Annotated in this window: 24 protein-coding genes, 1 tRNA gene and 1 pseudogene; 19 read left to right on the top strand and 7 right to left on the bottom strand. The window is 67.0% G+C overall.

The window, feature by feature from the left end; translation table 11 throughout:
• The first annotated feature begins 5 nt into the window (after positions 1 to 5).
• From lon to METY_RS13905, 7 genes are all read left to right on the top strand, one after another.
• Positions 6 to 2,405 (top strand): endopeptidase La, encoded by a 2,400-nt coding sequence (gene lon, locus METY_RS13940; RefSeq protein ID WP_444849091.1) that lies wholly within the window; start codon positions 6 to 8, stop codon positions 2,403 to 2,405.
• A gap of 970 nt (positions 2,406 to 3,375) precedes the next feature.
• Positions 3,376 to 3,795: a hypothetical protein gene (locus METY_RS13935; protein WP_103121992.1), complete on the top strand. Its 420-nt coding sequence runs from the start codon at positions 3,376 to 3,378 to the stop codon at positions 3,793 to 3,795.
• Between the two features lie 277 nt (positions 3,796 to 4,072).
• On the top strand, positions 4,073 to 4,417 hold the full coding sequence (locus METY_RS13930) for a hypothetical protein (protein WP_103121991.1): 345 nt from the start codon (positions 4,073 to 4,075) through the stop codon (positions 4,415 to 4,417).
• A 3-nt stretch (positions 4,418 to 4,420) separates the two neighbouring features.
• Positions 4,421 to 4,834, top strand: coding sequence for a hypothetical protein (locus tag METY_RS13925; protein ID WP_146035724.1), 414 nt, complete (start codon positions 4,421 to 4,423; stop codon positions 4,832 to 4,834).
• 1,006 nt (positions 4,835 to 5,840) lie between these two features.
• Entirely contained in the window at positions 5,841 to 6,494 is a 654-nt protein-coding gene (locus tag METY_RS13915; protein WP_103121989.1) for a BON domain-containing protein, read from the top strand.
• Between the two features lie 101 nt (positions 6,495 to 6,595).
• A complete protein-coding gene (locus tag METY_RS13910) occupies positions 6,596 to 8,302 on the top strand; it encodes a cation:proton antiporter domain-containing protein (protein ID WP_103121988.1) in 1,707 nt (568 codons plus the stop codon).
• Positions 8,303 to 8,595: 293 nt separating this feature from the next.
• Complete coding sequence (locus METY_RS13905; RefSeq protein ID WP_103121987.1) at positions 8,596 to 9,054, top strand: PRC-barrel domain-containing protein; 459 nt, start codon at positions 8,596 to 8,598, stop codon at positions 9,052 to 9,054.
• Positions 9,055 to 9,108: 54 nt separating this feature from the next.
• Here the strand turns inward: METY_RS13905 and METY_RS13900 are convergent, their stop codons facing one another.
• Positions 9,109 to 9,603 carry a hypothetical protein gene (locus tag METY_RS13900; RefSeq protein WP_103121986.1) on the bottom strand — a complete coding sequence of 165 codons (495 nt, stop codon included), beginning with the start codon at positions 9,601 to 9,603 and terminating at the stop codon, positions 9,109 to 9,111.
• 165 nt (positions 9,604 to 9,768) lie between these two features.
• On the opposite strand from METY_RS13900, the gene METY_RS13895 reads away from it, so the two are divergent.
• Together METY_RS13895 and METY_RS13890 are read left to right on the top strand one after the other, a co-directional pair.
• The gene (locus tag METY_RS13895; protein WP_103121985.1) at positions 9,769 to 10,221 is read left to right on the top strand and encodes a host attachment protein; all 453 of its coding nucleotides are present in this window, start codon (positions 9,769 to 9,771) and stop codon (positions 10,219 to 10,221) included.
• Between the two features lie 620 nt (positions 10,222 to 10,841).
• Positions 10,842 to 11,846 carry an LLM class oxidoreductase gene (locus tag METY_RS13890; RefSeq protein WP_103121984.1) on the top strand — a complete coding sequence of 335 codons (1,005 nt, stop codon included), beginning with the start codon at positions 10,842 to 10,844 and terminating at the stop codon, positions 11,844 to 11,846.
• Between the two features lie 75 nt (positions 11,847 to 11,921).
• Here the strand turns inward: METY_RS13890 and METY_RS13885 are convergent, their stop codons facing one another.
• Both METY_RS13885 and trxC read right to left on the bottom strand, forming a co-directional pair.
• On the bottom strand, positions 11,922 to 12,365 hold the full coding sequence (locus tag METY_RS13885) for a DUF1931 family protein (protein ID WP_244593651.1): 444 nt from the start codon (positions 12,363 to 12,365) through the stop codon (positions 11,922 to 11,924).
• A gap of 212 nt (positions 12,366 to 12,577) precedes the next feature.
• Positions 12,578 to 13,057 carry a thioredoxin TrxC gene (trxC, locus tag METY_RS13880; protein ID WP_444849090.1) on the bottom strand — a complete coding sequence of 160 codons (480 nt, stop codon included), beginning with the start codon at positions 13,055 to 13,057 and terminating at the stop codon, positions 12,578 to 12,580.
• A gap of 726 nt (positions 13,058 to 13,783) precedes the next feature.
• Between trxC and METY_RS13875 the strand changes: the two genes are divergently transcribed.
• The 6 genes and pseudogenes from METY_RS13875 to METY_RS21785 all read left to right on the top strand — a co-directional run bounded on the left by METY_RS13875 (position 13,784) and on the right by METY_RS21785 (position 19,740).
• Positions 13,784 to 14,779 carry a zinc-dependent alcohol dehydrogenase family protein gene (locus METY_RS13875; RefSeq protein WP_103121983.1) on the top strand — a complete coding sequence of 332 codons (996 nt, stop codon included), beginning with the start codon at positions 13,784 to 13,786 and terminating at the stop codon, positions 14,777 to 14,779.
• Positions 14,780 to 14,803: 24 nt separating this feature from the next.
• A complete protein-coding gene (locus METY_RS13870) occupies positions 14,804 to 15,490 on the top strand; it encodes a type 1 glutamine amidotransferase domain-containing protein (protein WP_103121982.1) in 687 nt (228 codons plus the stop codon).
• Between the two features lie 11 nt (positions 15,491 to 15,501).
• A complete protein-coding gene (locus METY_RS13865) occupies positions 15,502 to 18,054 on the top strand; it encodes an excinuclease ABC subunit UvrA (protein ID WP_103121981.1) in 2,553 nt (850 codons plus the stop codon).
• A gap of 33 nt (positions 18,055 to 18,087) precedes the next feature.
• Positions 18,088 to 18,195, top strand: a pseudogene (locus METY_RS13860) (DUF2924 domain-containing protein); the annotation flags it as partial.
• Complete coding sequence (locus METY_RS13855; RefSeq protein WP_444849089.1) at positions 18,192 to 19,340, top strand: recombinase family protein; 1,149 nt, start codon at positions 18,192 to 18,194, stop codon at positions 19,338 to 19,340. The pseudogene METY_RS13860 and the gene METY_RS13855, both read left to right, overlap by 4 nt.
• Positions 19,341 to 19,371: 31 nt before the next feature.
• Positions 19,372 to 19,740 (top strand): resolvase, encoded by a 369-nt coding sequence (locus tag METY_RS21785; protein ID WP_444849088.1) that lies wholly within the window; start codon positions 19,372 to 19,374, stop codon positions 19,738 to 19,740.
• Between the two features lie 280 nt (positions 19,741 to 20,020).
• Here METY_RS21785 and METY_RS13850 read toward each other — a convergent pair.
• Positions 20,021 to 20,096: transfer RNA gene (locus METY_RS13850), tRNA-Ala, on the bottom strand.
• A gap of 169 nt (positions 20,097 to 20,265) precedes the next feature.
• The gene (locus METY_RS13845) at positions 20,266 to 20,712 is read right to left on the bottom strand and encodes a TIGR02300 family protein (RefSeq protein WP_103121980.1); all 447 of its coding nucleotides are present in this window, start codon (positions 20,710 to 20,712) and stop codon (positions 20,266 to 20,268) included.
• A gap of 157 nt (positions 20,713 to 20,869) precedes the next feature.
• On the opposite strand from METY_RS13845, the gene aroA reads away from it, so the two are divergent.
• Both aroA and cmk read left to right on the top strand, forming a co-directional pair.
• Complete coding sequence (gene aroA / locus METY_RS13840; RefSeq protein WP_103121979.1) at positions 20,870 to 22,225, top strand: 3-phosphoshikimate 1-carboxyvinyltransferase; 1,356 nt, start codon at positions 20,870 to 20,872, stop codon at positions 22,223 to 22,225.
• Positions 22,222 to 22,866 carry a (d)CMP kinase gene (gene cmk, locus METY_RS13835; protein WP_103121978.1) on the top strand — a complete coding sequence of 215 codons (645 nt, stop codon included), beginning with the start codon at positions 22,222 to 22,224 and terminating at the stop codon, positions 22,864 to 22,866. Before aroA ends, cmk begins: the two co-directional genes overlap by 4 nt.
• A 262-nt stretch (positions 22,867 to 23,128) precedes the next feature.
• Here the strand turns inward: cmk and METY_RS13830 are convergent, their stop codons facing one another.
• Positions 23,129 to 23,587 carry a pseudoazurin gene (locus METY_RS13830; RefSeq protein ID WP_200819684.1) on the bottom strand — a complete coding sequence of 153 codons (459 nt, stop codon included), beginning with the start codon at positions 23,585 to 23,587 and terminating at the stop codon, positions 23,129 to 23,131.
• A 307-nt stretch (positions 23,588 to 23,894) separates the two neighbouring features.
• Positions 23,895 to 24,794, bottom strand: coding sequence for a KPN_02809 family neutral zinc metallopeptidase (gene ypfJ, locus METY_RS13825; protein ID WP_103121977.1), 900 nt, complete (start codon positions 24,792 to 24,794; stop codon positions 23,895 to 23,897).
• Positions 24,795 to 24,988: 194 nt separating this feature from the next.
• Between ypfJ and METY_RS13820 the strand changes: the two genes are divergently transcribed.
• On the top strand, positions 24,989 to 26,404 hold the full coding sequence (locus METY_RS13820; protein WP_103121976.1) for a cytochrome ubiquinol oxidase subunit I: 1,416 nt from the start codon (positions 24,989 to 24,991) through the stop codon (positions 26,402 to 26,404).
• Entirely contained in the window at positions 26,401 to 26,754 is a 354-nt protein-coding gene (locus METY_RS13815) for an ADP-ribosylation/crystallin J1 (RefSeq protein WP_103121975.1), read from the top strand. The genes METY_RS13820 and METY_RS13815 overlap by 4 nt, the downstream gene beginning before the upstream one ends.
• The last annotated feature ends 6 nt before the right edge of the window (positions 26,755 to 26,760 follow it).

Here is a 26,760-nt window from a genome sequence, read left to right as displayed (position 1 = left end):
GCGTCATGAGCATGGAACATCAGAGCGGCCCCGCCGCAGCCGACGCCCCAACTGCCGGCGGCGCGCGCCCCGACCTTCCCTCCGACGGGATGATCATCCTGCCGGTGCGCAACTCCGTCCTGTTCCCAAACCTCGTCGCGCCGTTCGCGATCGGCCGCGTCCAGAGCGTCGCCGCAATCCAGCAGGCGATCCGGGAGGAGCGGCAGATCGGCGTCGTCATGCAGCGCGATCCGGAGGTGGACGAGCCCGCGCCCGGCGACCTGCACACGGTCGGAACGGTCGCCAATATCCTGCGCTACGTCACCGCGCCGGACGGCTCGCACCACATCGTCGCGCAGGGCGTGCAGCGCATGCGCGCGCTCGACTACTATCCCGGGACCCCCTTCCTCGTGGCCCGCGTGCTGCAGATCCCTGAGCCGGACGGCCGGTCTCCGGAGATCGAAGCCCGGTTCCTGCACCTCCAGGCGCAGGCTCTGGAGGCCGTGAACCTCCTGCCTCAGGCGCCGACGGAACTTGTGGCCGCCATCCAACAGGCGGCTTCGCCCGCGGCGCTCGCCGATCTTGCGGCCGCGTACCTGGACGTCTCGCCGCAGCAGAAACAGGAGATCCTCGAGACCATCGATCTCGCCGCGCGAATGGAGAAGGTGTCCCGGCTGCTTGCCGAGCGCATCGAGGTTCTGCGGATCAGCCAGGAGATCGGGCGTCAGACCAAGGCGACGTTCGACGAGCGCCAGCGTGAAGCCGTGCTGCGCGAGCAGATGGCCGCTATCCAGCGGCAACTCGGCGAAGACGAAGGCAAAGCGCAGGAGGTGGCGGAGCTCTCGGCCGCGATCGCCAAAGCCGAAATGCCTAAGGAGGTCGACGACCAGGCCCGCAAGGAGCTGCGCCGCTACGAACGCCTGCCTGAAGCCGCCGCGGAGAGCGGCATGATCCGCACCTATCTCGACTGGCTGATCGAGCTGCCCTGGAAGGCGCCCGAAGCGAAGCTGATCGATATCGGCGAAGCGCGCCGCATCCTCGACGAGGACCATTTCGGCCTCGAGAAGATCAAGAGCCGCATCGTGGAGTATCTCGCGGTTCGCAAGCTCGCGCCGAACGGGAAGGCTCCGATCCTCTGCTTCGTCGGGCCGCCCGGCGTCGGCAAGACCTCGCTCGGCCAGTCGATAGCCCGTGCGCTCGACCGCCCGTTCGTGCGGGTCAGCCTGGGCGGCGTGCACGACGAGGCCGAGATCCGCGGACACCGCCGCACCTACGTCGGGGCGCTGCCCGGAAACATCGTCCAGGGCATCCGGAAGGCGGGCTCGCGCGGCTGCGTGATGATGCTGGACGAGATCGACAAGATGGGCCGCGGCATCCAGGGCGATCCGTCCGCCGCCATGCTGGAGGTGCTGGATCCCGAGCAGAACAGCGCCTTCCGCGACAACTATCTCGGCGTGCCCTTCGACCTTTCGAAGGTCTCGTTCATCGCCACCGCCAACATGCTGGACACGATCCCTGGCCCCTTGCGCGACCGCATGGAGGTCATCAGCCTCGCCGGCTACACCGAGGGGGAGAAGCTGGAGATCGCCGCGCGGTACCTCGTGCGCCGCCAGCTTGAGGCGAACGGGCTGACGCCGGATCAGGCCTCGATCGATGCCGAGGCGCTGCGCCGAATCGTGCATGACTACACCCGCGAGGCGGGCGTGCGCGGGCTCGAGCGCGAGATCGGACGGGCGCTGCGCAACGCGGCGCTGCGCATCGCCGACGGAAGCGCGACGCAGGTGCGGATCGGCGTCGACGATCTCGTGGCGATCCTCGGGCCGGCGCGGTTCGAGAGCGAAGTCGCCATGCGCACCAGCACGTCGGGCGTCGCGACCGGCCTCGCTTGGACGCCGGTCGGCGGCGACATCCTGTTCATCGAGGCGACTCGGAGCGCCGGCAAGGGCGCGTTCACCCTCACAGGCCAGCTGGGCGACGTCATGCGCGAGAGCGCGCAGGCTGCCCTCAGCCTAACGAAGAGCACCGCCGACGCGCTTGGCGTGGAGCCGGGGATGTTCGAACGGAGCGACATCCACGTCCATGTGCCGGCGGGCGCGACCCCGAAGGACGGCCCGAGCGCCGGCGTCGCGATGTATGTGGCGCTGGCCTCGCTGCTGACGGGACGCACGGTCCGCAGCGACACGGCGATGACGGGCGAGATTTCGCTGCGGGGGCTCGTTCTGCCCGTCGGCGGCATCAAGGAGAAGGTCGTGGCGGCCGCCGCCGCGGGCCTGAAGCGGGTGATGCTGCCCGCGCGAAACCGGCGGGACTTCGACGACATCCCGAAGGAGGCGCGCGACCAGCTCGAGTTCGTCTGGCTGGAGCGCGTCGACGAGGCCGTCGCCGCCGCGCTGGAGCCTGCGGAGCGACGTGAGGCCGCCGAGTAGACCGCCTGCCGCCGAGGATCGGAGTGTCCGCTACCTCCTTCCATGCCGCGCGCGACGGCGTGACGGCGCCGGCTTCGTGAACCCCGGATGCGAGACGACTTTAAGACGCACGAAGAAGATCAGGACACTTCCCGCGGAGGGACCGGCCTCGAGCCACGGCAGGTCCCTCGTCGTGTTCGTTGTCGCCGCAATGGCGATCATCAGCGTCATGGTTTTCGTGAGCAACCGCTCCTGCGACCAAAGGAACGAACCGCGGCCGACTGCCAATAGCCAGGTTGTGGCCTCGTCCGAATAACATCGCTCGGATGCGGAGGCACTTGAGCAGATAAAAATCTAGGCCCTTCGCCCCCCACACCGTCCCGACTGACCAGTCGGGGGCTTCTGAGAGCGTTAAGGCCGTGTTCCAGCTCGCGATGCCCAAATCAAGCTCCCTGGGCGCTTCGTCGTAGAACCGCAGCCATTCGCGCTTCACGATGTTGCCTTCGAGCGGGAGCTTGTTCGATCGTACCCAGTTCGCCGAGGTAGTGAAGGTCTGCAGGCGCGAGCGCAGCGCCGGCACCGCCGGGCGGGCTTTGTTCGCTGCGAGTCTGAGTGAGAAAAGCGAGCACGTACGATGCCGATCGACTTTGAACTGCCTGTTGCACTTCTGGTTACACTGGAGCGCTGTGCATGCCATGACGCTGTAGCGTCAAGCGCGGAAGGCGGCTCGGTACCGGAAGGGAACACGCGACTTCGCCACCTTGGTGGCTAAAAGTGGCCACGAGCGGACACGCGCTTGCGTCCCGAGTTGTCATCAGTGTTGATCGGCACCTGGAACCGCCCGCCGCGTGTATAACCTCACCCCCTGACGCTAAGTCAGAGCCTCGGCACTCCGCGTCCATACGTAGTGCAAATGATTGATGCCAGAGCCGGCCGAGCCCGTCACCTTAAAGGCGACGGCGCAACGGCCGGTTCCGGGAGCGACCTAGCGATGCTTGAACTTGAGGACGCTGGCGCGCGTCCTGACCTCGCGCCCTACGCAGAAATCCTTTCGACTACCAAAACCTTTAAGGAACTGTCGCCTCTTCCACTTCGCGATGCGCTAGTCGAGAACCGCGTCGCTTTCCCGCACGTGCGGGTCGCGGACACCTTCGGGCGACTTCGCCAGATTGGCGCTTTGCGGCACCGGCAGTTCGTCCAGGCTCAGGGCAAGCGCTACTCTTCAGCGGTCAGCGTGCCATGCTGCCTCCTTGAGGCACCGGACTTCTCTTCGGTCAACATTTACGCGGTTGACAGCCTAGGGATTACAGCCGCCATGAGGGTCGGCCCGGTCCTTGGCTCGGAGCATCCGCGCGCGGAGCACTTTCAGGCGACGGCGCGGGTCCTTTGCATCGATCCAGAGCGCCCCTGACCTGCACCCGTCTCGTTCGCGATCCGCGGCACTCCTGGCGTCATGCCGTCGACCTGATAGCGTTCACCCGGTTGCAGGCGGTCAGTAGCGGCTGGCGCTACTGCCTGATGCAGACCGCCCAATCCCTAATCCCGTTCTTCCAGCGCCAGGGGTTCATCGAGACCGGTTTCTATTCCGAGGATGCTTGCGCGGGTGGGCTTTTTACAATGTTGCTCGACACAAGGGACGCCCCGGTTGCCGAACGGCCCTACAAATCCGCAGCTTCACAAACGCTCGCGTGACCGACATGGAACGCATTGAAGGGCGCATCGCAGATGCGCAGGTCCTATTCGCCGAACTTTTTCAGAGCGTGCTGAGCAACGGCGGCAAAACCACCGTCGATCAGTACATCCGCTACCTCTCGTTTCAATACCACCTCACCCGGGGCGTCCAACGGTACTTCCTGTCCGCCGCCGCCCACCCGGATCTTGCTCGCCGGCGCCGGCTTCGCGCCTTTCTCGTCGACTTCGCGAGCGAGGAGGAGCTGCACTACCTTGTGGCCGCCAGCGACCTCCTCCAGTTCGGCCTTAAGCCGCTCCCCGTGTCATTCGACGTTGAGCTCTGGCACGCATATTTCGAGTAGATCGTGGTTGACCGACCGTTCGTGCGCCTGGGCGCTGCTACGATCCTGGAGAACATCTCAGCCGGAGCGGCCCGTCCTTGGGTGAAACGCGCGCTCACGGGGAGCTTCCTCACCCGCGAGAACACCAAATTTCTGGTTCTCCATCAGCACGAGACGCTGCCCCACGGAGACCAGATCATGGAGGCGCTCGCCACGGCGAACCTCGAGGAACGGCACCTGGCCGACCTAGAGGAGGGAGCCTCGAAAGGGACGGTGCTTTACCTGCGCATGGCGGAATGGGCGCTGCAGCCGATTGCGCTCTCGCGGATCTGCGATCGCGACGAGGATGACATCCCCGCCGAAGAGATCGAGCGCATCCGCAGCTTCTCCATGTCGGAGCTGACCGAGAACGCGCCTGAGGCCCTGACAGCCGGCTGATCCAGTCTCCGGCTGCGTTGAAGCCTCTATGCAATCCATGAGAATGTGCACGCCATCCGGAGGCGCGCCGATGCTCGAGTGGCCGAAGATCTTCGATTCATTTTACGAAGCGGCGCTTGAACCTGGTCTATGGGTCGGGCGCGCGCGTGAGCAACTCGTCGCCAGTCAATATTCGAAGCCGCGAGGCTGCTGCTTATCGCCGACTGGCCGATGCCAACCCGTCGGGCAGGGCGGGTGACGACAGGAGAAAATTCGATGAACAGACGACAGCGCCACGCTAGGCTTTCTGTTTTGAGGCGCTTGCGGCCGCAGGTGCATCCGTCACGACAAAGTCGAGCCGGAACATCATCAACCCCTCGCTGTCAGTAACCTCCATCCACTAGTCCTGCCCAAGCCTATCCTTTTTGCCCGCAGTTTCGAGCAGAGTGGCCGCGTAGCGGATCGCCTCTCGGCGGAACGTCAGATCAGGGCAGTTCTATGCCTGTCTCATCTAGCAAAGTTATGCCATCATAGATGTTAAAATGAAACTTCGGCATTGAAATCTCCCGTTTTTAGGCGGGAGCACGAACGTCTCTCAGTCGCTGAGAGCCGTAAAGTCTTCAGCGATGCAGTGTGAATACCAAAATATCTGGATCGCGTCTCGCTCAGGCAGGCCACCTTATCATGCTCCCCCGCCCGCCCTCGGGCGGGCCTTGCATGTCCGGAGACTGCCATGAACGCGAGTCGCAATGGCTTGATCTCGCTCCCGCGTCATCACGCGGTGGTTCTCGCAGCTCCCCGCGGGGCGTGGCGTTCGACAAGCATAGTCGACGCTTTGAAGAGCGCTTCCGTCGCTTGGAGGCGATCCTTCAGCAGCGCGTGCCCTCATGACGCTCATCGAAGAGGCTTGGCCGGGGAAAGCTGACGACCGTCAAGGCGCCCCCGCGACGTCCAAGCCAGCCTGAGGCTACGCAGCCCACGACCGCGCCTGCGGTTCCAAAGCTGATCGACAGCACGGGAGAGCGAGATGAAATCCGACGCCGACATCAAACGCGACGTGGAAGCCGAACTCAAATGGGATGCCGATATCGACGCGACCGACATCGCCGTGTCGGTCAAAGGCGGGGTCGTCACCCTGACCGGCTTCGTCCGCAGCTTTACGCAGAAATGGCAGGCCGAACGTGACGTGAAGCGCGTCAGCGGCGTGATGGGCGTGGCCAACGACATCGTAGTGCGTCTGCCGAGCGGCAGCGAACGGCCCGATCCGGAGCTCGCGCGCGACGCGGTGGCGGCGCTTAAAAACGAGCTGCCCTTCTCTCACGAGACCATGAAGGTGGTGGTGAAGGACGGCTGGGTCACGCTCGAAGGCAGTGCGGAATGGAACTACCAGCGCGCGCGCGCGGAAGACGCCGTGCGGCGCGTTCGCGGCATCAAGGGCGTCAGCAACATGATCGTCCTCAAGCCGCGCGTCAGCGCGACGGAGATCAAGGCCAAGATCGAGGACGCCTTTCGCCGCAGCGCGGAAGTCGACGCCGACCAGGTCACCGTTGAAGCTCACGGGAGCGAGGTGATCCTCAGGGGCTCCGTCAGATCTTGGGCCGAGCGGCAGGAAGCCGAACGCGCGGCCTGGCGCGCCCCCGGCGTCACCAAGGTCGAAAACCGCATCACGATTCGCATCTGATCTTGAGGCGGCTTCGGTTCGCGACGGCCCGGCGGATGCGTCGGGCCGAACGTCTGACCCGCTGACGCCGCAGGCGGCCAGCCTGGGAACCGCAACCCGCCATGAATGACGCCCTGCTCACCCAGAGCCTGCTCTTGGTCCTCGCTTCGGCCCTCGCCGTCGGCTTGTTCGCGGCATGGGGGGCGCCCGCGGTCATGGGCTATCTGGTCGCCGGCGTGGCGATCGGCCCGCATGCTCTTGACCTGATCGCGGCGGGCGACGAGACGCGCTTCCTTGCCGAGCTCGGCCTCGTCTTCCTGATGTTCATGGTGGGGCTGGAGTTCTCGCCGTCGACGCTGCTCGCGGCGCGGTACGACGTGCTTCTCGCCGGCGGCCTGCAGGTCGGCGCGACAATGGCGGCGGTGGCGGCGCCGTTATGGGTGTTCGGTCTCGACCCGCGGCTTTGCGTGCTGCTCGGCGGCGCAGTTGCCATGTCGTCGACCGCGATCGCCGCCAAGCAGCTCGCCGAACAGGGCGAGCTCAGTACGCATCATGGCAGGGGCGCGATAAGCATCCTGCTGTTCCAAGACCTGGCGACCATTCCCTTGCTCGTGCTGCTCGACAGCTGGTCGAGACAGGACTCCGTCGCGCCGCTCGACCTCTTGCGGCATCTCGGGCTCGCCGCCCTCGCACTCGTCGCCGCCGCAATGATCTCACGCCCGGTGGTGCGCGCGCTGTTCGCCGGAGTGGTGAAATCTCGCTCCAGCGACCTGTTTCTTCTCGCCGCGCTCCTTGCGGCTCTGGGCGCCGCGTATCTTGTTCATCTCGCCGGCCTCGCGCTGCCGGTCGGCGCCTTCATCGCCGGCATGGTGATCGGCGAGAGCGATTTCCGTCATCGGGTGGAGGACGACATCCGGCCCTTCCGCGATGTGCTGGTCGGGCTGTTCTTCATCACCATCGGCATGTCGCTCGATCCCAGTCTGATCCTCGAGCATCCGGGAGTCATTCTCGCCTGGGCGGCCGTGTTCCTTGTCGGAAAGCCGATCGTCGTTCTCGCCGTCTGCACGCTGCTCGGCCGTCCGTTCGCGACCTCGCTCCGGATGGCGGTCATCCTCGGTCACGGCGGAGAGTTCGGGCTGCTCCTGTTGACGCTGGCCATGGCGGCCGGGCTGATGCCCGTAGCGATCGGCCAGCCCGTGCTGATCGCTCTGGCGCTGACCATGGGGCTCGCGCCGTTGCTCATCCAGCGCAACGCCATGTTCGCACGGTTTTCCGAGCGCTGGCGCGCGCGGATGACCGCCGGAGAAACGGAGCTACGCGCTAAAGCCGCGGGACTTGATCGACATATCCTGCTGTGCGGCTGCGGCCGCGTCGGCCGGCTGGTGGCGACGGCTCTGGAAGCCGCCAAGCTCCCGCACATCCTGATCGAGTCCGACCATGCGCGCTTCAAGGAAGCTCAGCGCCTCGGCCACAATGTGGTTCACGGCGACGCCGGCCACCACCGGATTCTCTCGGCGGCCGGCATCACGAGCGTCAGATTGGTGATCGTCACCTTCGACCATCGCCCGATCGTCGAGCGCATCGTGGCCTTCGCCCGAGGGCAGAACCCGACCGTCGCGTGCATCGTCAGCACCAACGACGATCGTGGCGTCGAAGATTTCGTCGAGGCTGGCGCAAGCGTCGTATTTCCCGAGAATCTGGCGGCCGGCCTCGGCCTCGCCGACCAAACCCTTCTGCTTTCCGGGCTGACCCAGGAGGAAGCAGGGCGCGTCGTCACCGCTATGCGGGCCGAACTTAGCCCAGAGCTACGCGACCGCGTCGGCATATGAACTCATCTTCAAAAGACAGGCTCAGGCGCGCGTCAGTCGCGAACTTCGCTTTGGCGTTCCGCAATTTTCTTTTGACGGAGTGCCGCCGAATGCGGGTCCGGCGGCGGAGACGGCCGAGTTCACCGGCGCGCCCAAAGGCCTGTTCGGACTTGAAGAGGCCAGCGATCGGCTCCTCCCGGCGGCGGCGCGATAGCTCTTCCTCGAGGAACTGACGGTCGTCAACGCAATGGCCCCCACAAAGGGTCACTGTCGCTCCACCCGCCAGATTAGATCCTGAAAGAGAGGAGCATGCCATGGCATCCGCAAAGCAATCGCAACATGTCGGCCGAGCCAGATGCGGCGTCTCTGCGCCCGTTTCTGCCTTAAATCGCCGCGCCGCCTCAGCTTATGTTCTGTGGGCGGCGGCCGGAATGTTTGCAGGGTTGGTTGGCGCCGCCCAAGCCCAAGCCGTTCGTCTCGTAGTCGTCGACGTAAAAACCGTCGGGCAAGGCTATCAGGCGTCCAAGCTCATCGGCGCGAAGGTCGAGAACGACAAGAGCGAAAAAATCGGCTCGCTGGACGATCTCATCATCACAAAAGAGCGGGAGCTGTTCGCCGTTCTTCAGGTGGGCGGCTTCCTCGGCCTAGGTGGCCACTTGGTTGCGGTGCCCTACGCCAGCCTTAACATCAGCGATGACGGCGCCAAGATCACGCTGGCCGGCGGTTCGAAGGAGGCTCTCGGGAAGTTGCCGGAGTTCCAGTACAAGCCGTGACGTCTCGCCTCGCGCCGCGCGCCGCCGGGCGCGAAGCCCGGCGACGGTCGACGATCAATGCAGTTTGGACTTGTCGGCGCCGGACTGGACGACGAGGCTCCGGTGCATCAGGGCGAAGCCCTGCATGACGCCAAGATAGTCCGCGTGCCGAGCCCCGAACTGATGCGCCATCTGCATCAGTTCGGGATTGGTCCTCTCGAGATTGTCCAGGGAGCGGACCGTGAACGCTTCGGCGCCATGCTCGTCGATCTCTCGGACGATCTTTTCCCGCGTCTCGGGAGCGACCCGCGGGAGCGCGCTCATCGTCTGATGTCCCAGCGCGACCGCGGCCTCGAACGCCAGCGCCTTGTAGAACATGCCGAAGCCGGCCATCACCCTGGGAGCCTCGCCGACATCCTCGGCGCATTTCTGCGCCATCTCCAAAAGCTCCGGATTGTCGCGCCGCATGGCGTCGACGATTTCCATCATGCAGGCATCGGGGCCAAGGTCGTCGAACTCCCGTGCGATCCGCTCGCGCGTCAGCGCCGACACATGGGGAAGAAAACTCATCAGCGACGCTTTCCTTTCAAGTGCAGCTTGCCAGCCTCTTATCTGGGCAGGCTCGCCGAAAGAAAGCTAGCTCGTCGGTGGGGCGCGACGGGCCATTTTGGCGACTCGGCGGAGCAAAACTGACGATCGTCAAAGCGGATCCGCAGGGTCGCATCACAATCGCCCATGATGAGAAAAGGCAAAACGATCCTGGTCTGTGACAGCCGAAAAGCCCTGCTTTTCGACGATTTCGGCTCGTTGCTGCGACCGCGCCTGCAACTGCGCAGCGTGTTTCAGGCGCCCGACAATCCACCCACCGGCCAACAGGGCGCCGACCGTCCCGGCCGCACCTTTCAAAGCGTCGGGCGTCAACGCAGCGCCATGGAGCAGACGGACTGGCATCGCCTGGCTAAGGAACGCTTTGCGGATGAGATCGCCGCCGCGCTCGTCGAGATCAACGCGGCGCATTGGGCGCATCAGCTGACGATCGTGTCGCCGCCGGCTTTCCTAGCGTTCCTGCGCGAAGCGCTGCCTGTTCAGATCAGGCTGCAATCGCGATCGATCGCCAAGGATCTGATTGGGCTCCGGGTCGAGGAGATCGCACGCCACCTTGCGGCCGCCCGGAGCGCGGTCGGGTGAGATACGAGGGAAACCTCTTTTGGGCTGATCGACATAGTCTCGGCGTCGAGTACGGCGCAGATGCGATCACGAACGTGATCGAGAACGCGAAGACAACACCGCGGGCGAGGTCGAACTTGCTGTGCGGGCGATGAAAGCCCGCGCGACGTCCACCGCCGTGTCCTCGTCGTTGGCCGTCGCTCATGAGCAGATCGAGGCCGGGCGCGCCGCTGAGGCTGAGCGGTCGGCTGAGGGCGAGACCAACACGGCGATGGGGCGACGGTTGGGTGTCAGCCCCGCGGGCTGTGGAGCTACACGGGGGCATGTCGGGGAGAGGCTTGGCGTCCGCACATGGCCCCAAACTGGGTTTCTGGCGGTGGCCGAGCTCCCGCCGGGAATCCAGCCTCCCGCACGAATCCGTTCGCCCGAGCTTCGAGGCCCTTCGTGGGCGGACCGCGCGCTCAGCGGCTTCCACACTTGGGCGCTTGGCTCGGGTCGCCGCGATGGCCGCACGCGGCTATCGCGTGTCGGTGATCAGACCCTGCGGACCTCGCACGAGGCTGATGTCGCAGCTTCCCATCCCGTCAAACAACTGACGATCGTCATGGCGTCGATGCCCGGCCCAACCAGAATGATGCATCATGCTGAAAGCAAACAAAGCTGCGTCCACAAGTGATTCCCCCGGTTTTGGGCGCATGTTCTCGCCTGGCCGACTATCGCTCGGAGTGTTCTTCCCTATCGAGGCTTTCGAAAGGGACGAGCCCAGCATGCGCGATCAGCCGCGGCTCGCTCGGCGCGCCGAGGAGCTCGGCTTCGCAGGCCTCTGGACACGAGACGTGCCTCTGCGGGATCCGAGTTTCGGAGATCTGGGCCAGATCTTCGATCCCTGGGTGTGGCTGGGTTGGATCGCTGCGCACACCTCGACGATCGCGCTTGCGACCGGATCGATCATTCTTCCCTTGCGCCACCCGCTCCACACCGCGAAGGCGTCCGCATCGGTCGACCAGCTGACCGGCGGCCGGTTCGTCCTCGGGGTCGCCTCCGGCGACCGCCCGGTCGAGTTTCCGGCGTTCGGCGTCGACTGGGATCGGCGCGACGTCCTCTTTCGCGACAACCTGTCGACGATCCGCAGGGTCCTCACGGAGGAATTCCCCCGCATCCAGTCGAGCTATGGCGCGCTGACGGGGACGGCGGACCTCGTGCCCAAACCTGTCGCTCGCCTGCCGATCCTGATCACCGGTTCGAGCCGCCAAAGCTTTGAGTGGATCGCCGAGAATGCGGACGGTTGGATCACCTATCCACGTGGTCTCGCGCAGCAGGCGGAGCTGGTCGCGAAATGGCGCTCAACCGTGGAGGTTAGGTCGCCAGGCGTGTTCAAGCCCTTCGTGCAGTCGCTCTATGTCGACCTAGCCGACGAACCCGCGGAGCCCCCCCGGGCGATTCATCTCGGGTTCCGGGCCGGCCGCAACTTCATGCTCGCCTTCCTGAATGAACTCGCCGGCGTCGGCGTCAATCACGTCATCCTCAACCTCAAGTATGGACGACGCGATGCCGGCGAGGTGCTGGAGGAGATCGGCCGAGAGGTGCTCCCGCGCCTGGGGAAAGGCGGCGGCGCGCCACCTCTCAATGCGGGCAACCTACGCTAGGCGGCGGGGCGAAGCAGGCATTCACCCGTCGATCGGCTTCGGCCCAATCGTTTCCTGTGGAGCGACAGTCCGCCGCTAGAGGAGCACGTCGAACAAACGATACGCCCGGTCCCAATCCCTGGCGGCCGGATTTCTGAGATCCGGGTCGGTGATCCTGAACGTTTCCGCGAGGGCGAGGCACAATCCTCCAGCAAGTTCAGGCAACCGGGCCCCGGTATTGTCGCCGATAGCCAGATCGGTTGGCGGCAACGCTGTCAGCCCGCTAAGGTAGTCCGTGAGCTGCAGTTCGGCGTCGATCTGCCGGAACCGGTGAATCGTCTCTTGGAGCCCCTTGGTGACGGGGAGATCCCAGGGCTCGACCACATCGCGGCCGTTGGCCTTGGCGTTCGCCTCGCCGCGAAGGACGAGGTCCTGGACCTTGCGGCGAAGGAAGTTCTCGAGCCGTTCGAGATCGCTCTTGTCGAGGGCGAGATCGCCCGCCCGCCGAAACATCTTCTCGAGTCGATGAATGGTCGCCATGGCGGACCTCCCTGCTGGACAGTCGAACATGTACGACGCAGCCCCGCCCGGCCTTGACGGTCGTCAGGGCGGGCCGCCGCCAATCGGCGACGATCGAGCCGCAAGCGCTTTCCTTGGGCGCGCGCATCCGTGCTCGGCAGATCGACGGACGCGAATGACCCAGAGCGGCGCTTGCCGCTTTCGCCACCGGCACAGAGCGTGCAGGGGGGCCGTCAGGTCCGCTTCAGCGCCTGCTCGACCCAATCGACGATCGCGGCCGTCGGCATAGCGCCTGACGTGCGAGCGATCTCCTCGCCTTTCCTGATCATGATCATGCTCGGAATGCTGCGGATCCCGTAGCGCCCCGCAATGGCGGGCTCCGCCTCGGTGTCGAGCTTGCCGAGCCGCACCCGCGGCTCCAGCCGCGGCGCCGCCCTCTCGAAATTGGGCGTCATCATCCGGCATGGACCGCACCATTCCGCCCAGAAGTCGATCACGACCGGAAGGTCGCTCCTGAGCGCGTGCGCATCGAAGATGGCGCCGGTGAGATCGACGACCTTCCCCACGAAAAGGGGGGCATGACACGTCCCGCATTTCGGGCCGCGGTCGAGTTTCGCGCGGGGGACGCGGTTCACGGATGCATCGACCGGACAGGCGACGAACACCATCTCTGAAGATGCTTCGGGCTGGCGGTCGCCGGTCGAGTCGGACATCTGGGTCTCCTTGCCACGCCGCGGCGGGCTGGGGCATTCGCAGCCGTGCGCTGTATTTGGCGGACCTCTGCCGAGAGGCGCCGCCAGGCGTCTCGATGAAATCTGGCTCCGGCGCGCGATCCCTTCCGTGATGGCCGAGAAGGCAGGCAAGGTCCCGGCCGCCACGATCACCTCGCCCGCCGCATCACCGGATCATCCCGGACCGAACGGACGCAGCGCGGTCGTATCGATCGGGCGGCCGGTTGAGCCGGCAATCTGCAGCGCCTTGTACCGAACTGACGCCGGGCCGGCATTGACGAGCGTCAGGAACCGAGCGCGACCGGATCCCCGCCGGTTCGTCGTCCTTGGCGCGACGACCACTGGCCGCACGTCGTCGCCAGATACGCGTCGCAGCGAAGATTACGCATCGACGCTTGCACCCTCAGCCCGACCGCGAGCATCGAAAGAAGGTCTGAAGAATTGACGATCGTCAGGGCTGCGTGCTCGTGCCTGAGACCTGATGCGTAGGGGCGACATCGCGAGGTCTCGGCGCCGGTTCAAATCTCAGCGGACCGCAGTTCGCGGCCGCTTCCACCCGTGCAGACATCGAGCTGATGGGCAGACGGGGAGGACGCGCGGCGCGATCGGCCGGAAGCGGTGGTAGCTATTCCGGCGCGGGCGGGGCGCGCTTTGGCACGTGTGGAGCGCACTCGGTCGCTCGGTGTCGCCAGGGAAGGACACGTCGCCATGACGCGGGTGGTCAGGTTTCATCGCACTGGCGGACCGGAGGTGATGCAGTTCGACGACCTCCCGGTCGGCGATCCGGGACGAGCGGAGCTCCGCGTGCGCATCGAGGCGATCGGGCTCAATCGCGCCGAAGCGATGTTCCGATCGGGCGCCTACCTCGAAACGCCGCGGTTGCCGGCGCGCCTCGGCTACGAAGCCTCCGCGACGGTCGAATCTGTCGGAGACGAGGTCGATGGTTTCGCGCCGGGCGATCCCGTCAGCGTCATCCCGGCTTTCTCCATGAACGATTACGGAGTCTACGCCGACACGGCCATCGTGCCGGCTTACAGCGTCCTGCGGCGCCCGACCGGGGCCTCGCCGATCGAGTCGGCCGCGATCTGGATGGCCTACCTAACGGCGTGGGGCGCGCTCATCGACATCGGTCGCCTCGGGGAGGGCGACGCGGTCGTCATTCCGGCGGCGTCCTCGAGCGTCGGCCTCGCGGCGATCCAGGTCGCGAACAGCGTCGGCGCGATCTCGATCGCGACGACCCGGACGCGCGACAAGGCGGCGGCGTTGGAAGGCGCCGGCGCGGCGCATGTCATCGTCACGTCCGAGCAGGACCTGGTGGCCGCGGTCAACCGCGCAACCGGCGGCAAGGGCGCGCGCCTCGTGTTCGACCCGGTCGGCGGACCTCAAGTCGAAACGCTCGCCGAGGCGATGAGCCATCACGGCGTCCTCGTCGTTTACGGCGCTCTCGCCGCAGCTCCCACGCCATTCCCGGTCATCGCGGCCCTGCAGAAGGCGCTGACGATGCGTGGCTACACGCTGTTCGAGTTCGTCCGGGACGAAGAGCGGATGGCCCGCGCATCGGCTTTCATCCAAAATGGCCTCGCCCACGGGCGCCTGAAGCCCATCATCGCAAAGACCTTCCCGCTCGACGAAATCGTCGAGGCGCACCGTTACATGGAGTCGAACCAGCAGTTCGGGAAAATTGTCGTCACTGTCCCCCACTGAGCGCCAGCCGAAGAGGAAAACGACGTGAAAATTCTGATTGTGCTCACCTCGCATGACAGCCTTGGGGACACCGGCCGCAAGACCGGCTTCTGGCTTGAGGAGCTGGCCGCGCCTTACTACGCCTTCAAGGACGCGGGCGCCGAGATCACGCTCGCGTCGCCCAAAGGAGGCCAGCCGCCGCTCGACCCAAAGAGCGCCGAACCTGACTCGCAGACCGATGACACGAGGCGCTTCGAAGCCGACGCCGAGGCCAAGGCCGCGCTTGCGGCGACAGCCCGGCTCGACACGGTCTCGCACGAGACGTTCGACGCCGTGTTCTATCCCGGCGGCCATGGTCCCCTCTGGGATCTGGCGGAGAACCCCCGCTCGATCGCGCTGATCGAGGCGACCTTCGCGGCCGGCAAGCCCGTCGCCCTCGTGTGCCACGCGCCCGGCGCGCTCCGTCACGCGCAGGCCGACGACGGCAAGCCGCTGGTCGAGGGCCGCAACGTGACCGGCTTCACCAACACGGAGGAGGAGGCCGTGGGGCTGACGGGCGTCGTCCCGTTCCTGGTCGAGGACGAGCTCAAACGGAACGGCGGCCTGTTCTCAAGGGGCGCCGACTGGCAACCCTATGTCGCTCAGGACGGCCTGCTGATCACCGGCCAGAACCCGGCGTCCTCGGCGCCTACGGCCAGGGCGTTGATCAAAGAGCTTGCGGCTCGCGCCTGAGGGCGCCTCGCGTGCGCGACATCAAGGACTCCCCCTCCGCCTTGCCCTTCGTCCGCGTCCGCGGCGCGCGCGAGCACAATCTCAAGAATGTCGATGTCGACATTCCGCGCGACGCTCTGGTGGTGTTCACCGGCGTGTCGGGATCGGGCAAGTCGTCGCTCGCCTTCTCTACCCTCTACGCCGAGGCGCAGCGGCGCTATCTGGAATCAGTCTCGCCTTACGCGCGTCGCCTGTTCCACCAGATGGAGGCGCCCGAGGTTGATGAGATCGAGGGCCTGCCGCCGGCGGTCGCCCTGCAGCAGCAGCGCGGATCGCCGACGACCCGCTCGTCGGTCGGCAGCGTCACCACCCTCTCGAACCTGCTGCGCATGCTCTACTCGCGCGCCGGCGATTATCCGCCGGGCCAAGGCCATCTCGACGCCGAATCCTTCTCGCCCAACACGCCCGAGGGCGCCTGCCCGCGCTGCCACGGCCTCGGCCGAATCCACGAGGTCACCGAAGCCTCGATGGTTCCCGATCCGACGAAGACCATCCGAGAGCGCGCCGTCGCCGCCTGGCCGACGGCGTGGGGCGGCCAGAACCTGCGCGACATTCTGGTCAGCCTTGGAGTCGACGTCGACACCCCCTGGCGGGCCCTGCCCAAGAAGACCCGCGACTGGATCCTCTTCACCGACGAGCAGCCTCAGGTCCCGGTCTATCCCGGGTGGAGCCGCGACGAGATCCAGCGCGCCATCCGGCGCAAGATCGAGCCCGCCTACATGGGCACCTTTTCAAGCGCCAAGCGCCACGTCACCCACAGCTACGCGACCACACAGAGCGCGATGATGAAGAAGCGCGCGGCGCGCTTCATGATCGCCCGGCTCTGCCCGGTCTGCGACGGCAAGAGGCTGCGCCGCGAAGCTCTGGCGGTCCGATTCGCGGGCCTCGACCTCGCCGAGATGAGCCGCTTGCCCATGGCCCGGTTCTCGGAGATCTTCGCGCCCTACGCCGAAGCGAACGCAGGCAAGCTCAAGGCGCTGCGAAAGACCCATCCGGAGAAGGCGCTGGTCGTCGAGCGCATCGCCGGCGATCTGCGCCGCCGGCTGTCGGTGCTGCTCGACCTCGGGCTCGGCTATCTGGCGCTCGAACGTGGCACCACGACCTTGTCGCCTGGCGAGCTGCAGCGCTTGAGGCTCGCGACCCAGGTCGTCTCCAACCTGTTCGGCGTCGTTTATGTGATGGACGAGCCCTCCGCCGGGCTTCATCCCGCCGACACCGAGGCGCTGCTGCGCGCGCTCGACGGACTGAAGGCGGTCGGCAACTCGCTGTTCGTCGTCGAGCATGAGATGGACGTCGTCCGCTGCGCCGACTGGATCGTCGACGTCGGCCCCGGCGCCGGCGAGCATGGCGGCGAGATCCTCTACAGCGGCCCAATCGAGGGTCTGCGCGCGGTCGCGGCCTCCGAGACGAGGCGCCATCTGTTCGACGTCGGCGGTGGGACACCGAGCCGGAACCGCGAGCCCGCCGGCTGGCTGCGACTGGAGGGGGTCTCTCGCAACAATCTGAAGCAGGTCGCCTGCGAAATCCCGCTCGGCGTGATGACGACCGTCACCGGGATTTCCGGCTCTGGAAAATCCAGTCTTGTCAGCCAAGCGTTGGTCGAACTGGTCTCCGCCGCCCTCGGCGCTTCGACCGCGGCGGAAGAGGAGCCGGATCACGAAACCGCTTTGGAGGACCGTCCCGCCGGCGCGACGGAGGGACGGATCGTCGGCCTCGAGGGGATCAGGCGGCTGATCGAGGTCGACCAGAAGCCGATCGGCCGCACGCCGCGCTCCAATCTCGCCACCTATACCGGCCTGTTCGACCATGTCCGCGCCCTTTTTGCGGCGACGCCAGAAGCGAGGAAGCGCCGCTACGACGCCGGACGCTTTTCGTTCAACGTCGCCACGGGCCGCTGCCCGCGTTGCGAGGGGGAAGGCTTCGTGATGGTGGAGCTGCTCTTCCTGCCGAGCGTCTACGCTCCCTGTCCCGCCTGTCGCGGCGCCCGCTACAACCCGAAGACGCTCGAGATCCGCTACCGGGATAAGACCATCGCCGACGTGCTGGCGCTCACCGTCGGGGGAGCCTGGGAGTTCTTCGACGACGCGCCCAACGTCCGCCGGTCGCTCGAGGTGCTCCGCGAGGTCGGGCTGAACTATCTGCGCCTCGGACAGCCCGCGACCGAGTTTTCAGGCGGCGAAGCGCAAAGGGTGAAGCTCGCCACCGAGCTGCAGCGCTCCCAGCGCGGCGGCGCGCTCTATGTGCTCGATGAGCCGACGACCGGCCTCCATCCGACCGATGTTGAGCGCCTGCTCAGCCAGCTCCATGCGCTGGTCGACGCTGGCAACAGCGTCGTCCTGGTCGATCACGACATGACCGTGGCGGCGGCGAGCGACTGGGTGATCGACATCGGCCCCGGCGCCGGCGACGAAGGCGGGCGGATCGTCGCGAGCGGCCGGCCGGCGAAGGTCGCCGCCTGCCCGGAGAGCCGCACCGCGCCCTATCTCGCACGCGTGCTTCGAAGAGACGTCGCCGCGCGCCCTTAAGCCCCCACAGCGGCCAGACGCTCAGCTCGCTACCGCTATCGTATCTACCGCAGCCTGTCGGAGGTGGCGCTGGCCATCACCGGCGTACGCTGGAACGGTCCGCGGTTCTTCGGACTGGGGGACAAGGGGAGGGCGGCGTGAGCCGTCCTGTCCTGACCGTGCGCCGCTGCGTGGTCTACACCCGCGTCTCAACCGACCACCGGCTGGAGCAGGACTTCAACTCGCTCGACGCTCAGAGGGAGGCGGCCGAGGCTTACGTGCGCAGCCGGGCGGGGGAGGGGTGGAAGCTCGTTCGTAACGGCGTGTTTTCTGACGGCGGCTTCTCCGGCGGCTCGATGGAGCGTCCGGCGTTGCAGCGGCTGCTCGAGCTGGTTCGGTCGCGCGGGGTGGACGTCATCGTGGTAGACAAGGTCGACCGCCTGACGCGCTCGCTTGCGGACTTCGCCAAACTGGTCGAGCTGTTCGACGCCAGCGGCGTGTCGTTCGTGTCTGTGACGCAGTCCTTCAACACGACGACGAGCATGGGGCGGCTGACGCTCAACATGCTGCTGTCGTTTGCGCAGTTCGAACGCGAGGTCACCGGCGAGCGCATCCGCGACAAGATCGCGGCGTCGAAGAAGCGGGGCATCTGGGTCGGCGGGGTGGTGCCACTCGGCTACCGCGTCGAGGCGAAGAAGCTCCAGATCGACGAGGCGGAGGCCGCGACCGTCCGGCTGATCTTCGAGCGCTACCTCGCGCTCGGGTCGCTTTCGGCGCTGCAGCGAGAGCTCAGGGAGCAGGGCGTCGTCACGCGGACGCGCATCCTCAAGTCAGGCGGTGTCGCCGGCGGTGTCCCGCTGACAAACGGACCTCTCGCGCATCTGCTGGCGAACCGGGTCTATCTCGGGGAGATCAACCACAAGGGCCGCAGCTATCCCGGTGAGCATCCTCCGATCGTCGACCCAACACTGTTCGAGGCGGTGCAAGGGAGGATCGCGGCGAACCGCAGCGGTCAGACAACCAGTCGAGCGGCCTCTGGCGCGCTGTTGCTCGGAAGGCTGATCGACGATCGTGGGCATCCGATGACTCCGAGCAGCGCTACGAACCGGAAGGGCGTGGTCTACCGCTACTACGTCTCGTCGGTGATCGCGCAGGGCAGGGGCGCCGAGGCGGGATCAGTGAAGCGCACCTCGGCGCCGCAGATCGAGCAGGCGATCCTGGCTGTCCTGCGACTGAGGGACATCGCAGGCCTCGACGACACAGCGCTGGTCGCGGAGCATCTGAGGCGCGCGATCCTCATCCGCTGATGAGATCGAGCTCACGCTGGCGGATGGCGAGGTGATTCGCTTGCCGTCGCCGCGCCGGACCTGCGGCCGGCAGATCCTCGCGGCCTCTGATGCGACGGCCCGTCCGATGAAGGCGGAGGCCCGCGCGGTGCTGCTGCGGTGGATCGCGCTTGGCCGAAAGTGGATCGGGGAGCTCAGCCGCTCCTCCACGCTCGACCTCGATCAGCTGGCGCAGCGCCAGGGCTGCACCCGTCGTCACGTGGATCGGGTGATCGGCTACGCCTTCCTCGCGCCTGACATCGTCACAGCCATCGCGGAAGGCCGCCTGCCGCGCGGCGTCACCGCAAGCGTGCTCGCGGATGCGCCGATGCTCTGGTCCGAACAGTGGCGGGCGATCGGACTCGAGCAGCCCTCCCGATAACCGGCGATTCTCGTCGACCCCGAATCAATGAAGCCGCCGGCTAAAAGCGCCGGCGGTTTTCTGCATCCGTGCGGCCGCTGAGAATCTTCTGGCGATGGCGCCATCAACCGTCACGTACGACATGGCGCGACGGCGGCGGAGACAGGCGCGTCGAAAAACGGCCATACGGCGCGAATGAGGCGCGTCAGAGACGCGCGCGGGCCAAACGGGCGGAGCTAAGTCGCGGACAGCTCGCAGACATTGCCGCTGGCGTCAGAACGGGGAGTTTTCAGGGAGTGATTGGTGGAGCCAGGCGGAATCGAACCGCCGACCTCTTGAATGCCATTCAAGCGCTCTCCCAACTGAGCTATGGCCCCACCGGGCTGTCGGTCCTTGGTTGGCGGCGTTGGGAAACGCATCCGCCGGACCGGGCAGTTCTGGCTCGCCGCCCCGTTCGGGGAGGCCGCCGTCCGGGCCAACCCCGGCTGGCGCCGCCGCCTCGGCGACCCGAAGCGGCGCATCTCAAACCATGTTTCGGAGGCCGGTTCAAGTCTCTTCGTCTTTTTCCCGATCGCCGATGATTTCCGTCATGTCGTCGTCGGAATCCTCATCAGGCTCAAGGAAAGTTTCGTCGTCCGCCTCGTCCTCGTCGTCCGCTTCAACGTCGTCGATGTCCACATCGACGTCGTCATCGTCGTCGCCGCCTGCGACCTTCTTCGCGGGGGTCGCCTCCTCGTCGGCGTCCTCCAGCGAGATCGCCTCCACCTCGGCCTCCTCGTCGGTCTCGATCTCGTCCTCGTCGGCCGCCGCCGTAGCCTTCGCCCGGGCCGATTCGGCCTTGGCCGCGCGCACCGCCGCCGCGCTGGAGACGAGGACGGTCGCGACGTACTGCGTCCCGCATTTCGGGCAGACGATCGGATCGCGCGCCAGGTCGTAGTATTTTGCGCCGCAGGCCTGGCAGGTCCGTTTGACGCCGAGTTCGGGCTTGGCCAAGGGGATGGATCCCTGCTGTCGAGAAACGAGGCGGTGGATTGACGTGGCGGGACCGGGCTGTCAAGAGCCAATGCGCCGCCGCGGCCCATCCCCACCGTCCCAAGGGTCCCGCCGGCGTGAAAGTTCCGTCCAAGCCCTTGTGAAAGCCCGCGCCCCCGTGTCGTCCGCCGTCGTCCCCCAGCCCGCCGTCTCCCGTGCGAACGGTCCGCTTCGGGGCCGCGTCCGGGTTCCCGGCGACAAGTCGATCTCGCATCGCTCCCTGCTTCTCGGCCTGCTCGCCGTCGGGGAGACGCGCATCGAGGGCCTGCTCGAGGGCGACGACGTGCTCGCCACCGGCCGGGCGTGCGCGGCGCTGGGGGCGACCGTCGAGCGGCTCGGCGAGGGGCGCTGGAGCGTGCGCGGCGTCGGCGTGGGCGGCCTGAAGAGCCCCGACGCCCCGCTCGACTTCGGCAACGCCGGCACCGGGTCGCGCCTCATGATGGGCGTCGTCGGCGGCCATCCCATCCAGGCGACCTTCGACGGCGACGCCTCGCTGCGCTTGCGTCCCATGCGCCGCATCCTCGATCCGCTCGCCCTCATGGGCGCGACCGTGGTCTCCGCCGCCGAGGGCGGGCGCCTGCCATTGACGCTGAAGGGCCCGGAGACGGCGCTGCCGCTGACCTACGAGACGCCCGTCCCCTCCGCACAGGTTAAGTCGGCTGTGCTGCTCGCCGGCCTCAACGCGCCGGGCGAGACCGTAGTGATCGAGCGCGAGGCCACGCGCGACCACACCGAGCGCATGCTGAAGGCCTTCGGCGCGGAGGTTACGGTGGAGCCGCATGGGGAGCACGGACGGCTGGTGCGGCTCGTCGGCCAGCCGGAGCTGACGCCCGCCCATGTGGTGGTGCCTGCCGACCCATCCTCAGCCGCCTTCCCGCTGGTCGCGGCTCTGATCGCGCCCGGATCCCACGTCACGCTCGAGGGCGTGATGACCAACCCGCTCCGCACCGGCCTCATCGCGACGCTGATCGAGATGGGCGCCGACATCGAGCTGACGAACCTGCGCGATGAGGGTGGCGAAGAGGTCGCCGACCTCGTGGTTCGGGCGAGCGCGCTGAAGGGCGTCGACGTGCCTGCGGCGCGCGCGCCGACCATGATCGACGAATACCCCGTGCTGGCGGCGGCCGCCGCCTTCGCGCAGGGCGAGACGCGCATGCGGGGGCTGCACGAGCTAACCGTCAAGGAAAGCGACCGCCTCGCGGCGGTGCATGCGGGCCTCGTCGCCTGCGGGGTCGAGGCGCGGATCGAGGGCGAGGACCTGATCGTCGTGGGCCGGGGGCGGGCGCCGGGCGGCGGCGAGGCCGTGAAGACCCATCTCGACCACCGCATCGCCATGAGCTTCCTGGTGCTCGGCTTGGCGGCCGACGCGCCGGTCGCGATCGACGACGCCGCCATGATCGCGACCAGCTTCCCCGCGTTCGTGGACCTCATGCGCGGCCTTGGCGCGGACATCTCGCTGGAGGCCGGCGCATGATCGTCGCGATCGACGGGCCGGCCGCGTCCGGCAAGGGCACGCTGGGGCGGCGCATTGCGGCGCATTACGGCTTGCCCCACCTCGATTCCGGCCTGCTGTACCGGGCCGTGGCGCTGGCGCTGATCGCTCGCGGCGGCGACGTGCACGACGCGGCGGCGGCGGCCAAGGCCGCGCAGGCGCTTGATCCGCAGACTCTGGGCGATCCCGCGCTGCGCGGTCCGGCTGCCGGGGCGGGCGCCTCCGTAGTGTCGGCCGTGCCGGAAGTACGTGCGGCGCTGCTCGACTTTCAGCGACGGTTCGCCGCGGAGCCGCCCGGCGCGGTGATCGACGGCCGCGACATCGGCACCGTGATCTGCCCGCATGCCGAGGCGAAGATCTTTGTCACCGCCGCGCCGGAGGAGCGCGCGCGGCGCCGCGCGCTGGAGTTCGCCGGCCGGGGGGAACCTGCGGACGAGGCGGCGATCCTCGCCGACATCCTGGCCCGTGACGCCCGTGACATGGGCCGCGCGGTCGCGCCGCTGGCGCAGGCCGCGGACGCGGTGCTGCTCGACACCACGACGCTCGACGCTGACCAAGCCTTCGCGGCGGCGCTCGCCATCGTGGAGGCCCGCATCGGCGCGCCGTCCCGTCGCGCGGGCTGAAGCCTTCGCGCTTCGGCGCGGCGACGAAGGATTGGGCTATTCAAGGTTTCGTCGATGCGCCGAACCAGGCCGTCATTTCCGCCGCGCCGCCGGAATCCATCGGCGTGCCGGTTTGGAACAGCCTCGACTGGCGGGGCGATGGGCCTGAGGACAGGCCCGGGCGACGGCGGGAGCGTCACCCGCCGTCCCGATTATCTGCGTGGAACTCTCGAAGACCAGCGAAGCCACCGGCTCACGGACAAGTCGGCGGAGCGATCACGCGTCACTGCGCGGCGGCGCCTTTGGTCTCCTCCAGCTTCTTGAACAGCGCCTCGAACTTCTTCTTGGCGACGCCGGTCTGTTTTACGCCCTTGGCGGCGTCGACGTTGGGGTAGTTCGCGCCGACGGCGACCAGCGCCACCATGCCCATGCCGGCGTGGGGCAGGCACTTCACGCCGTAGACGCCTTCCTTGTCGAAGGTCACCGAGATGTCCTTGTTGAACTCGCCCTTGAAGGGCTCGGCCCCGTCCGGGAGCATGCCGGGGATGGTCTCGGCGTTGTGGCTCGGATCCGCCGCCACGAACTTCACCGTGTCGCCGGGATTGATCTTCACGAAGGAGGGCTCGAACACCATGCGCCCCTCGGCGCCCTGGTTGAGCAGCTTCACTTCGACCTCAGCGGCCTCCGCGCCGGCGACCATCGTCATCAACGCGGCCGCGGCCAGCACAAAGCCTCTCCACATCGTCCATCTCCCTGGTATGGCGTCGCCGACGGTGTCCGTTCGGCGGCGCGATAAGTAAAGGAAGGTGGTGCTGCTTGGAAAGAGCTTCCTGGAACAATGCGTTACTTAGGAAGTAGTCTAATTCGACGTCGCGACCAGCGCGGCGACGTGATCAGCTTTGAACGACCCGAAGCGACGCGTGAAAGCGTCGCCGCGGCGTGACTTTGGGCGCGGCGGGGTTGAAGCGCCGGGGCCCGCCCTCCAGGAGGCGACGGGGAGAGCGCCCGTTCGGCGCGTCCCTTGGTCGCGTCCCCGAAGGCGCGGCGCGTCAGAGCTGGCGCTGGTTGAAGGTGTCGCAGCTCTTCGGATCGCCCGAAGACAGGCCCGTGCGGAACCACTTCACCCGCTGCGCGGAGGAACCGTGGGTGAAGCTGTCCGGCACGACTTCGCCGCCGGAGCGCCTCTGCAGAGTGTCGTCGCCGATCTGGGTGGCGGCGGTCAGCGCGGACTCGACGTCGCCGTCCTCGAGGATGTTGAAGCGCTTGTTGGCCCAATAGCCCCAAACGCCCGCGAAGCAATCCGCCTGCAGCTCGATCCGCACCGAAATGGCGTTCGCCTGCTCTTCGGAGCGCGCCCGCTGCCGCTGCTCGTTCGCCCAACGCATGATGCCGAGTTCGTTCTGCACGTGATGCCCGACCTCGTGCGCGATGACGTAGGCGCGGGCGAATTCGCCGGGCGATTTGAACTTGCGGGCGAGCTCGTCGAAGAACTCGGTGTCGAGATACACGCGCTGGTCGCCGGGGCAGTAGAACGGCCCCATGGCGGAGGCGCCCATGCCGCAGGCGGTGCTGGTGCGGCCGGAGAACAGCGTCAGCCGCGGCTTGTCGTAGGCCTTGCCGCTGTCCTTGAACAGCGGCGTCCACACGTCTTCGGTCTGGGCCAGCACGGCGCGCACGAACTCGCCCTGCTTCTTCTCCTCCTCGGACAGCTGGCTCGGGTCGCCCCTCGGCCGCTCCTGCTGCGAGTAGCCCGAGCCGCCGCCCTGGACAGTCTCGAGGCCCGCAAGGATCACCCGCGGATCCACGCCCAGCGCCCAGGAGACGAGGCCCACCACGATCAGGCCGCCGATCCCGATGCCGCCGCCGCCGCCGGGAAAGCGGAAGCCGCCGCCACCGCCGCCACGCTCGTCGTCGACGTTCTCGCTCCGGCGGAAATCCTCCCAGCGCATGGCCGTTCCCCTGCAAATCATCGCCCGTCAGAGCGCGTATCTAGCGCCCTTTTCGCCGCTTGCTACGCGCGGTCGTGAAGCCTTCGAACCGTTCAAAAGGCGGTCTGTGCAAGCCGGCCCGCGGCGCCTATGGTCGGGCGACCAAGCGGACGCAGGCGACGCGAGGCGCCCGGCGCCTGGATGGGAGACGGCGGATGGATTTCGACCCCACCTTCCTCGCGCGGCTGCAGTTCGCCTTCACGGTCTCCTTCCACATCGTGTTCCCGGCTTTCTCGATCGGGACCTCCGCCTACATCGCGACGCTGCTGCTGCTGTGGTCGAAGACCGGGGCTGAGCGCTATCACCGCCTCGCCCGGTTCTGGACCAAGATCTTCGCGGTCTCCTTCGCCATGGGCGTCGTCTCGGGCATCGTGCTGAGCTACCAGTTCGGGACCAACTGGAGCCGGTTCTCCGAGGTCGTCGGCAACGTCATCGGCCCGCTGATCGGCTACGAGGTGCTGACCGCCTTCTTCCTCGAGGCGACTTTCCTCGGGATCATGCTGTTCGGCTGGACCCGGGTGCCGCCGTGGCTGCACGTCACCTCGGCCTGCGTGGTCGCGGTCGGCACCGCGATCTCGGGCTTCTGGATCCTGTCCGCCAACAGCTGGATGCACACGCCGGCCGGCTTCGAGATGAAGGACGGGATCGCCTATCCCACCGACTGGGTGAGGATCATCTTCAACCCCTCGTTCCCCTACCGCTTCGCCCACATGATGATCGCGGCCTACCTCACCACGGCGGTGGTCGTGCTGGCGGTCGGGTGCCGCTACCTCCTGCAGAAGCGGTTCGGCGAGGACGCGCGCACCATGGTGCGCATGGCGGTCGGCATGATCGCGATCGTCGCTCCGCTGCAGCTCTTCGTCGGCGACGCGCATGGCCTCAACACGCTGGAGCACCAGCCGGCGAAGATCGCCGCCATGGAGGCGCACTGGGACGGCTCCAAGCCGGTCGCGCTGTCGCTTTTCGGCTGGCCGAACGCGGAAGCCGAGCGCACCGACTTCGAACTCGCCATCCCCAACCTTTCGAGCCTGATCCTGACGCACCACTGGGACGGACGCATCAAGGGGTTGAAGGACTTTCCGGCCAACGAGCGGCCGCCGCTCATCACCACCTACTTCGGCTTCCGGCTGATGGTCGCGATCGGGATGCTGTTCATCGCGACCGGCCTCGTCGGCGCCTGGCTGTGGCGGCGGGGGACGCTGTGGGAGGCGACCTGGTTCCAGTGGCCGGCCTCCTGCATGTGGCCGCTCGGCTTCGTCGCGATCCTGTCGGGCTGGATCACCACCGAGACCGGCCGCCAGCCTTGGGTGGTGCATGGGGTGCTGCGCACCGCTGACGCCGTCTCCCCGGTCACGGCAGGCGCGGTCTGGACCTCGCTCGCGCTCTTCGTGCTGGTCTACTGCGTGGTCTTCTCGATGGGCGTCTACTACGTGAACCGCCTCATCAACCGCGGCCCCGACGCGACCGTCACCGCCCCGCCGCGCCACGGCCAGCCCAACCGTCCGCTGTCGGGCGCTGGCGAGGCCGTGGGCGAGGTCGTCCACGACGGCGCGATGGAGCCCGCGCGGTGAGCGACGCGCCACGCACAGTGACTCTGTGGCGACCCGTTGGACCGGAGGAACTCGCCCTCATACGCGCGGCGGGGTCCCGCGCCTTTCCGCCTCGGCTGCCGGATCAGCCAATCTTCTATCCGGTGCTGACCGAGGAGTACGCAGCGAAGATCGCGCGGGACTGGAACGTCCCCGCCAGCGGTGCGGGCTACGTCACTCGCTTCGAGGTTCGCGAGGATTTTCTCCGAACCTATGCGCCGCAGGAGGCCGGCGGTCGCGATCATCTTGAGTACTGGATACCGGCGGAAGAGTTGCCGGCGTTCAACGCGTCGATCGTTGGCGAAATTACAGTCGTCCAGTCCTTTCCATGAATTGCT

This window comes from Methylopila sp. Yamaguchi (assembly GCF_002897035.1).
Classification (GTDB): domain Bacteria; phylum Pseudomonadota; class Alphaproteobacteria; order Rhizobiales; family Methylopilaceae; genus Methylopila.
Note: the sequence above shows the minus strand (reverse complement) of the source record. Positions and strands in the feature narration are given on the sequence as shown.

Bases quoted from the DNA above. Each gene is read 5' to 3' on its own strand.
- lon (WP_444849091.1), top strand. From the start codon at position 6: ATGAGCATGGAACATCAGAGCGGCCCCGCCGCAGCCGACGCCCCAACT.
- METY_RS13935 (WP_103121992.1), top strand. From the start codon at position 3,376: ATGCTTGAACTTGAGGACGCTGGCGCGCGTCCTGACCTCGCGCCCTAC.
- METY_RS13915 (WP_103121989.1), top strand. From the start codon at position 5,841: ATGAAATCCGACGCCGACATCAAACGCGACGTGGAAGCCGAACTCAAA.
- METY_RS13910 (WP_103121988.1), top strand. From the start codon at position 6,596: ATGAATGACGCCCTGCTCACCCAGAGCCTGCTCTTGGTCCTCGCTTCG.
- METY_RS13905 (WP_103121987.1), top strand. From the start codon at position 8,596: ATGGCATCCGCAAAGCAATCGCAACATGTCGGCCGAGCCAGATGCGGC.
- METY_RS13900 (WP_103121986.1), bottom strand. From the start codon at position 9,603: ATGAGTTTTCTTCCCCATGTGTCGGCGCTGACGCGCGAGCGGATCGCA.
- METY_RS13895 (WP_103121985.1), top strand. From the start codon at position 9,769: ATGATGAGAAAAGGCAAAACGATCCTGGTCTGTGACAGCCGAAAAGCC.
- METY_RS13890 (WP_103121984.1), top strand. From the start codon at position 10,842: ATGCTGAAAGCAAACAAAGCTGCGTCCACAAGTGATTCCCCCGGTTTT.
- METY_RS13885 (WP_244593651.1), bottom strand. From the start codon at position 12,365: ATGGCGACCATTCATCGACTCGAGAAGATGTTTCGGCGGGCGGGCGAT.
- trxC (WP_444849090.1), bottom strand. From the start codon at position 13,057: ATGTCCGACTCGACCGGCGACCGCCAGCCCGAAGCATCTTCAGAGATG.
- METY_RS13875 (WP_103121983.1), top strand. From the start codon at position 13,784: ATGACGCGGGTGGTCAGGTTTCATCGCACTGGCGGACCGGAGGTGATG.
- cmk (WP_103121978.1), top strand. From the start codon at position 22,222: ATGATCGTCGCGATCGACGGGCCGGCCGCGTCCGGCAAGGGCACGCTG.
- METY_RS13830 (WP_200819684.1), bottom strand. From the start codon at position 23,587: ATGTGGAGAGGCTTTGTGCTGGCCGCGGCCGCGTTGATGACGATGGTC.
- ypfJ (WP_103121977.1), bottom strand. From the start codon at position 24,794: ATGCGCTGGGAGGATTTCCGCCGGAGCGAGAACGTCGACGACGAGCGT.
- METY_RS13820 (WP_103121976.1), top strand. From the start codon at position 24,989: ATGGATTTCGACCCCACCTTCCTCGCGCGGCTGCAGTTCGCCTTCACG.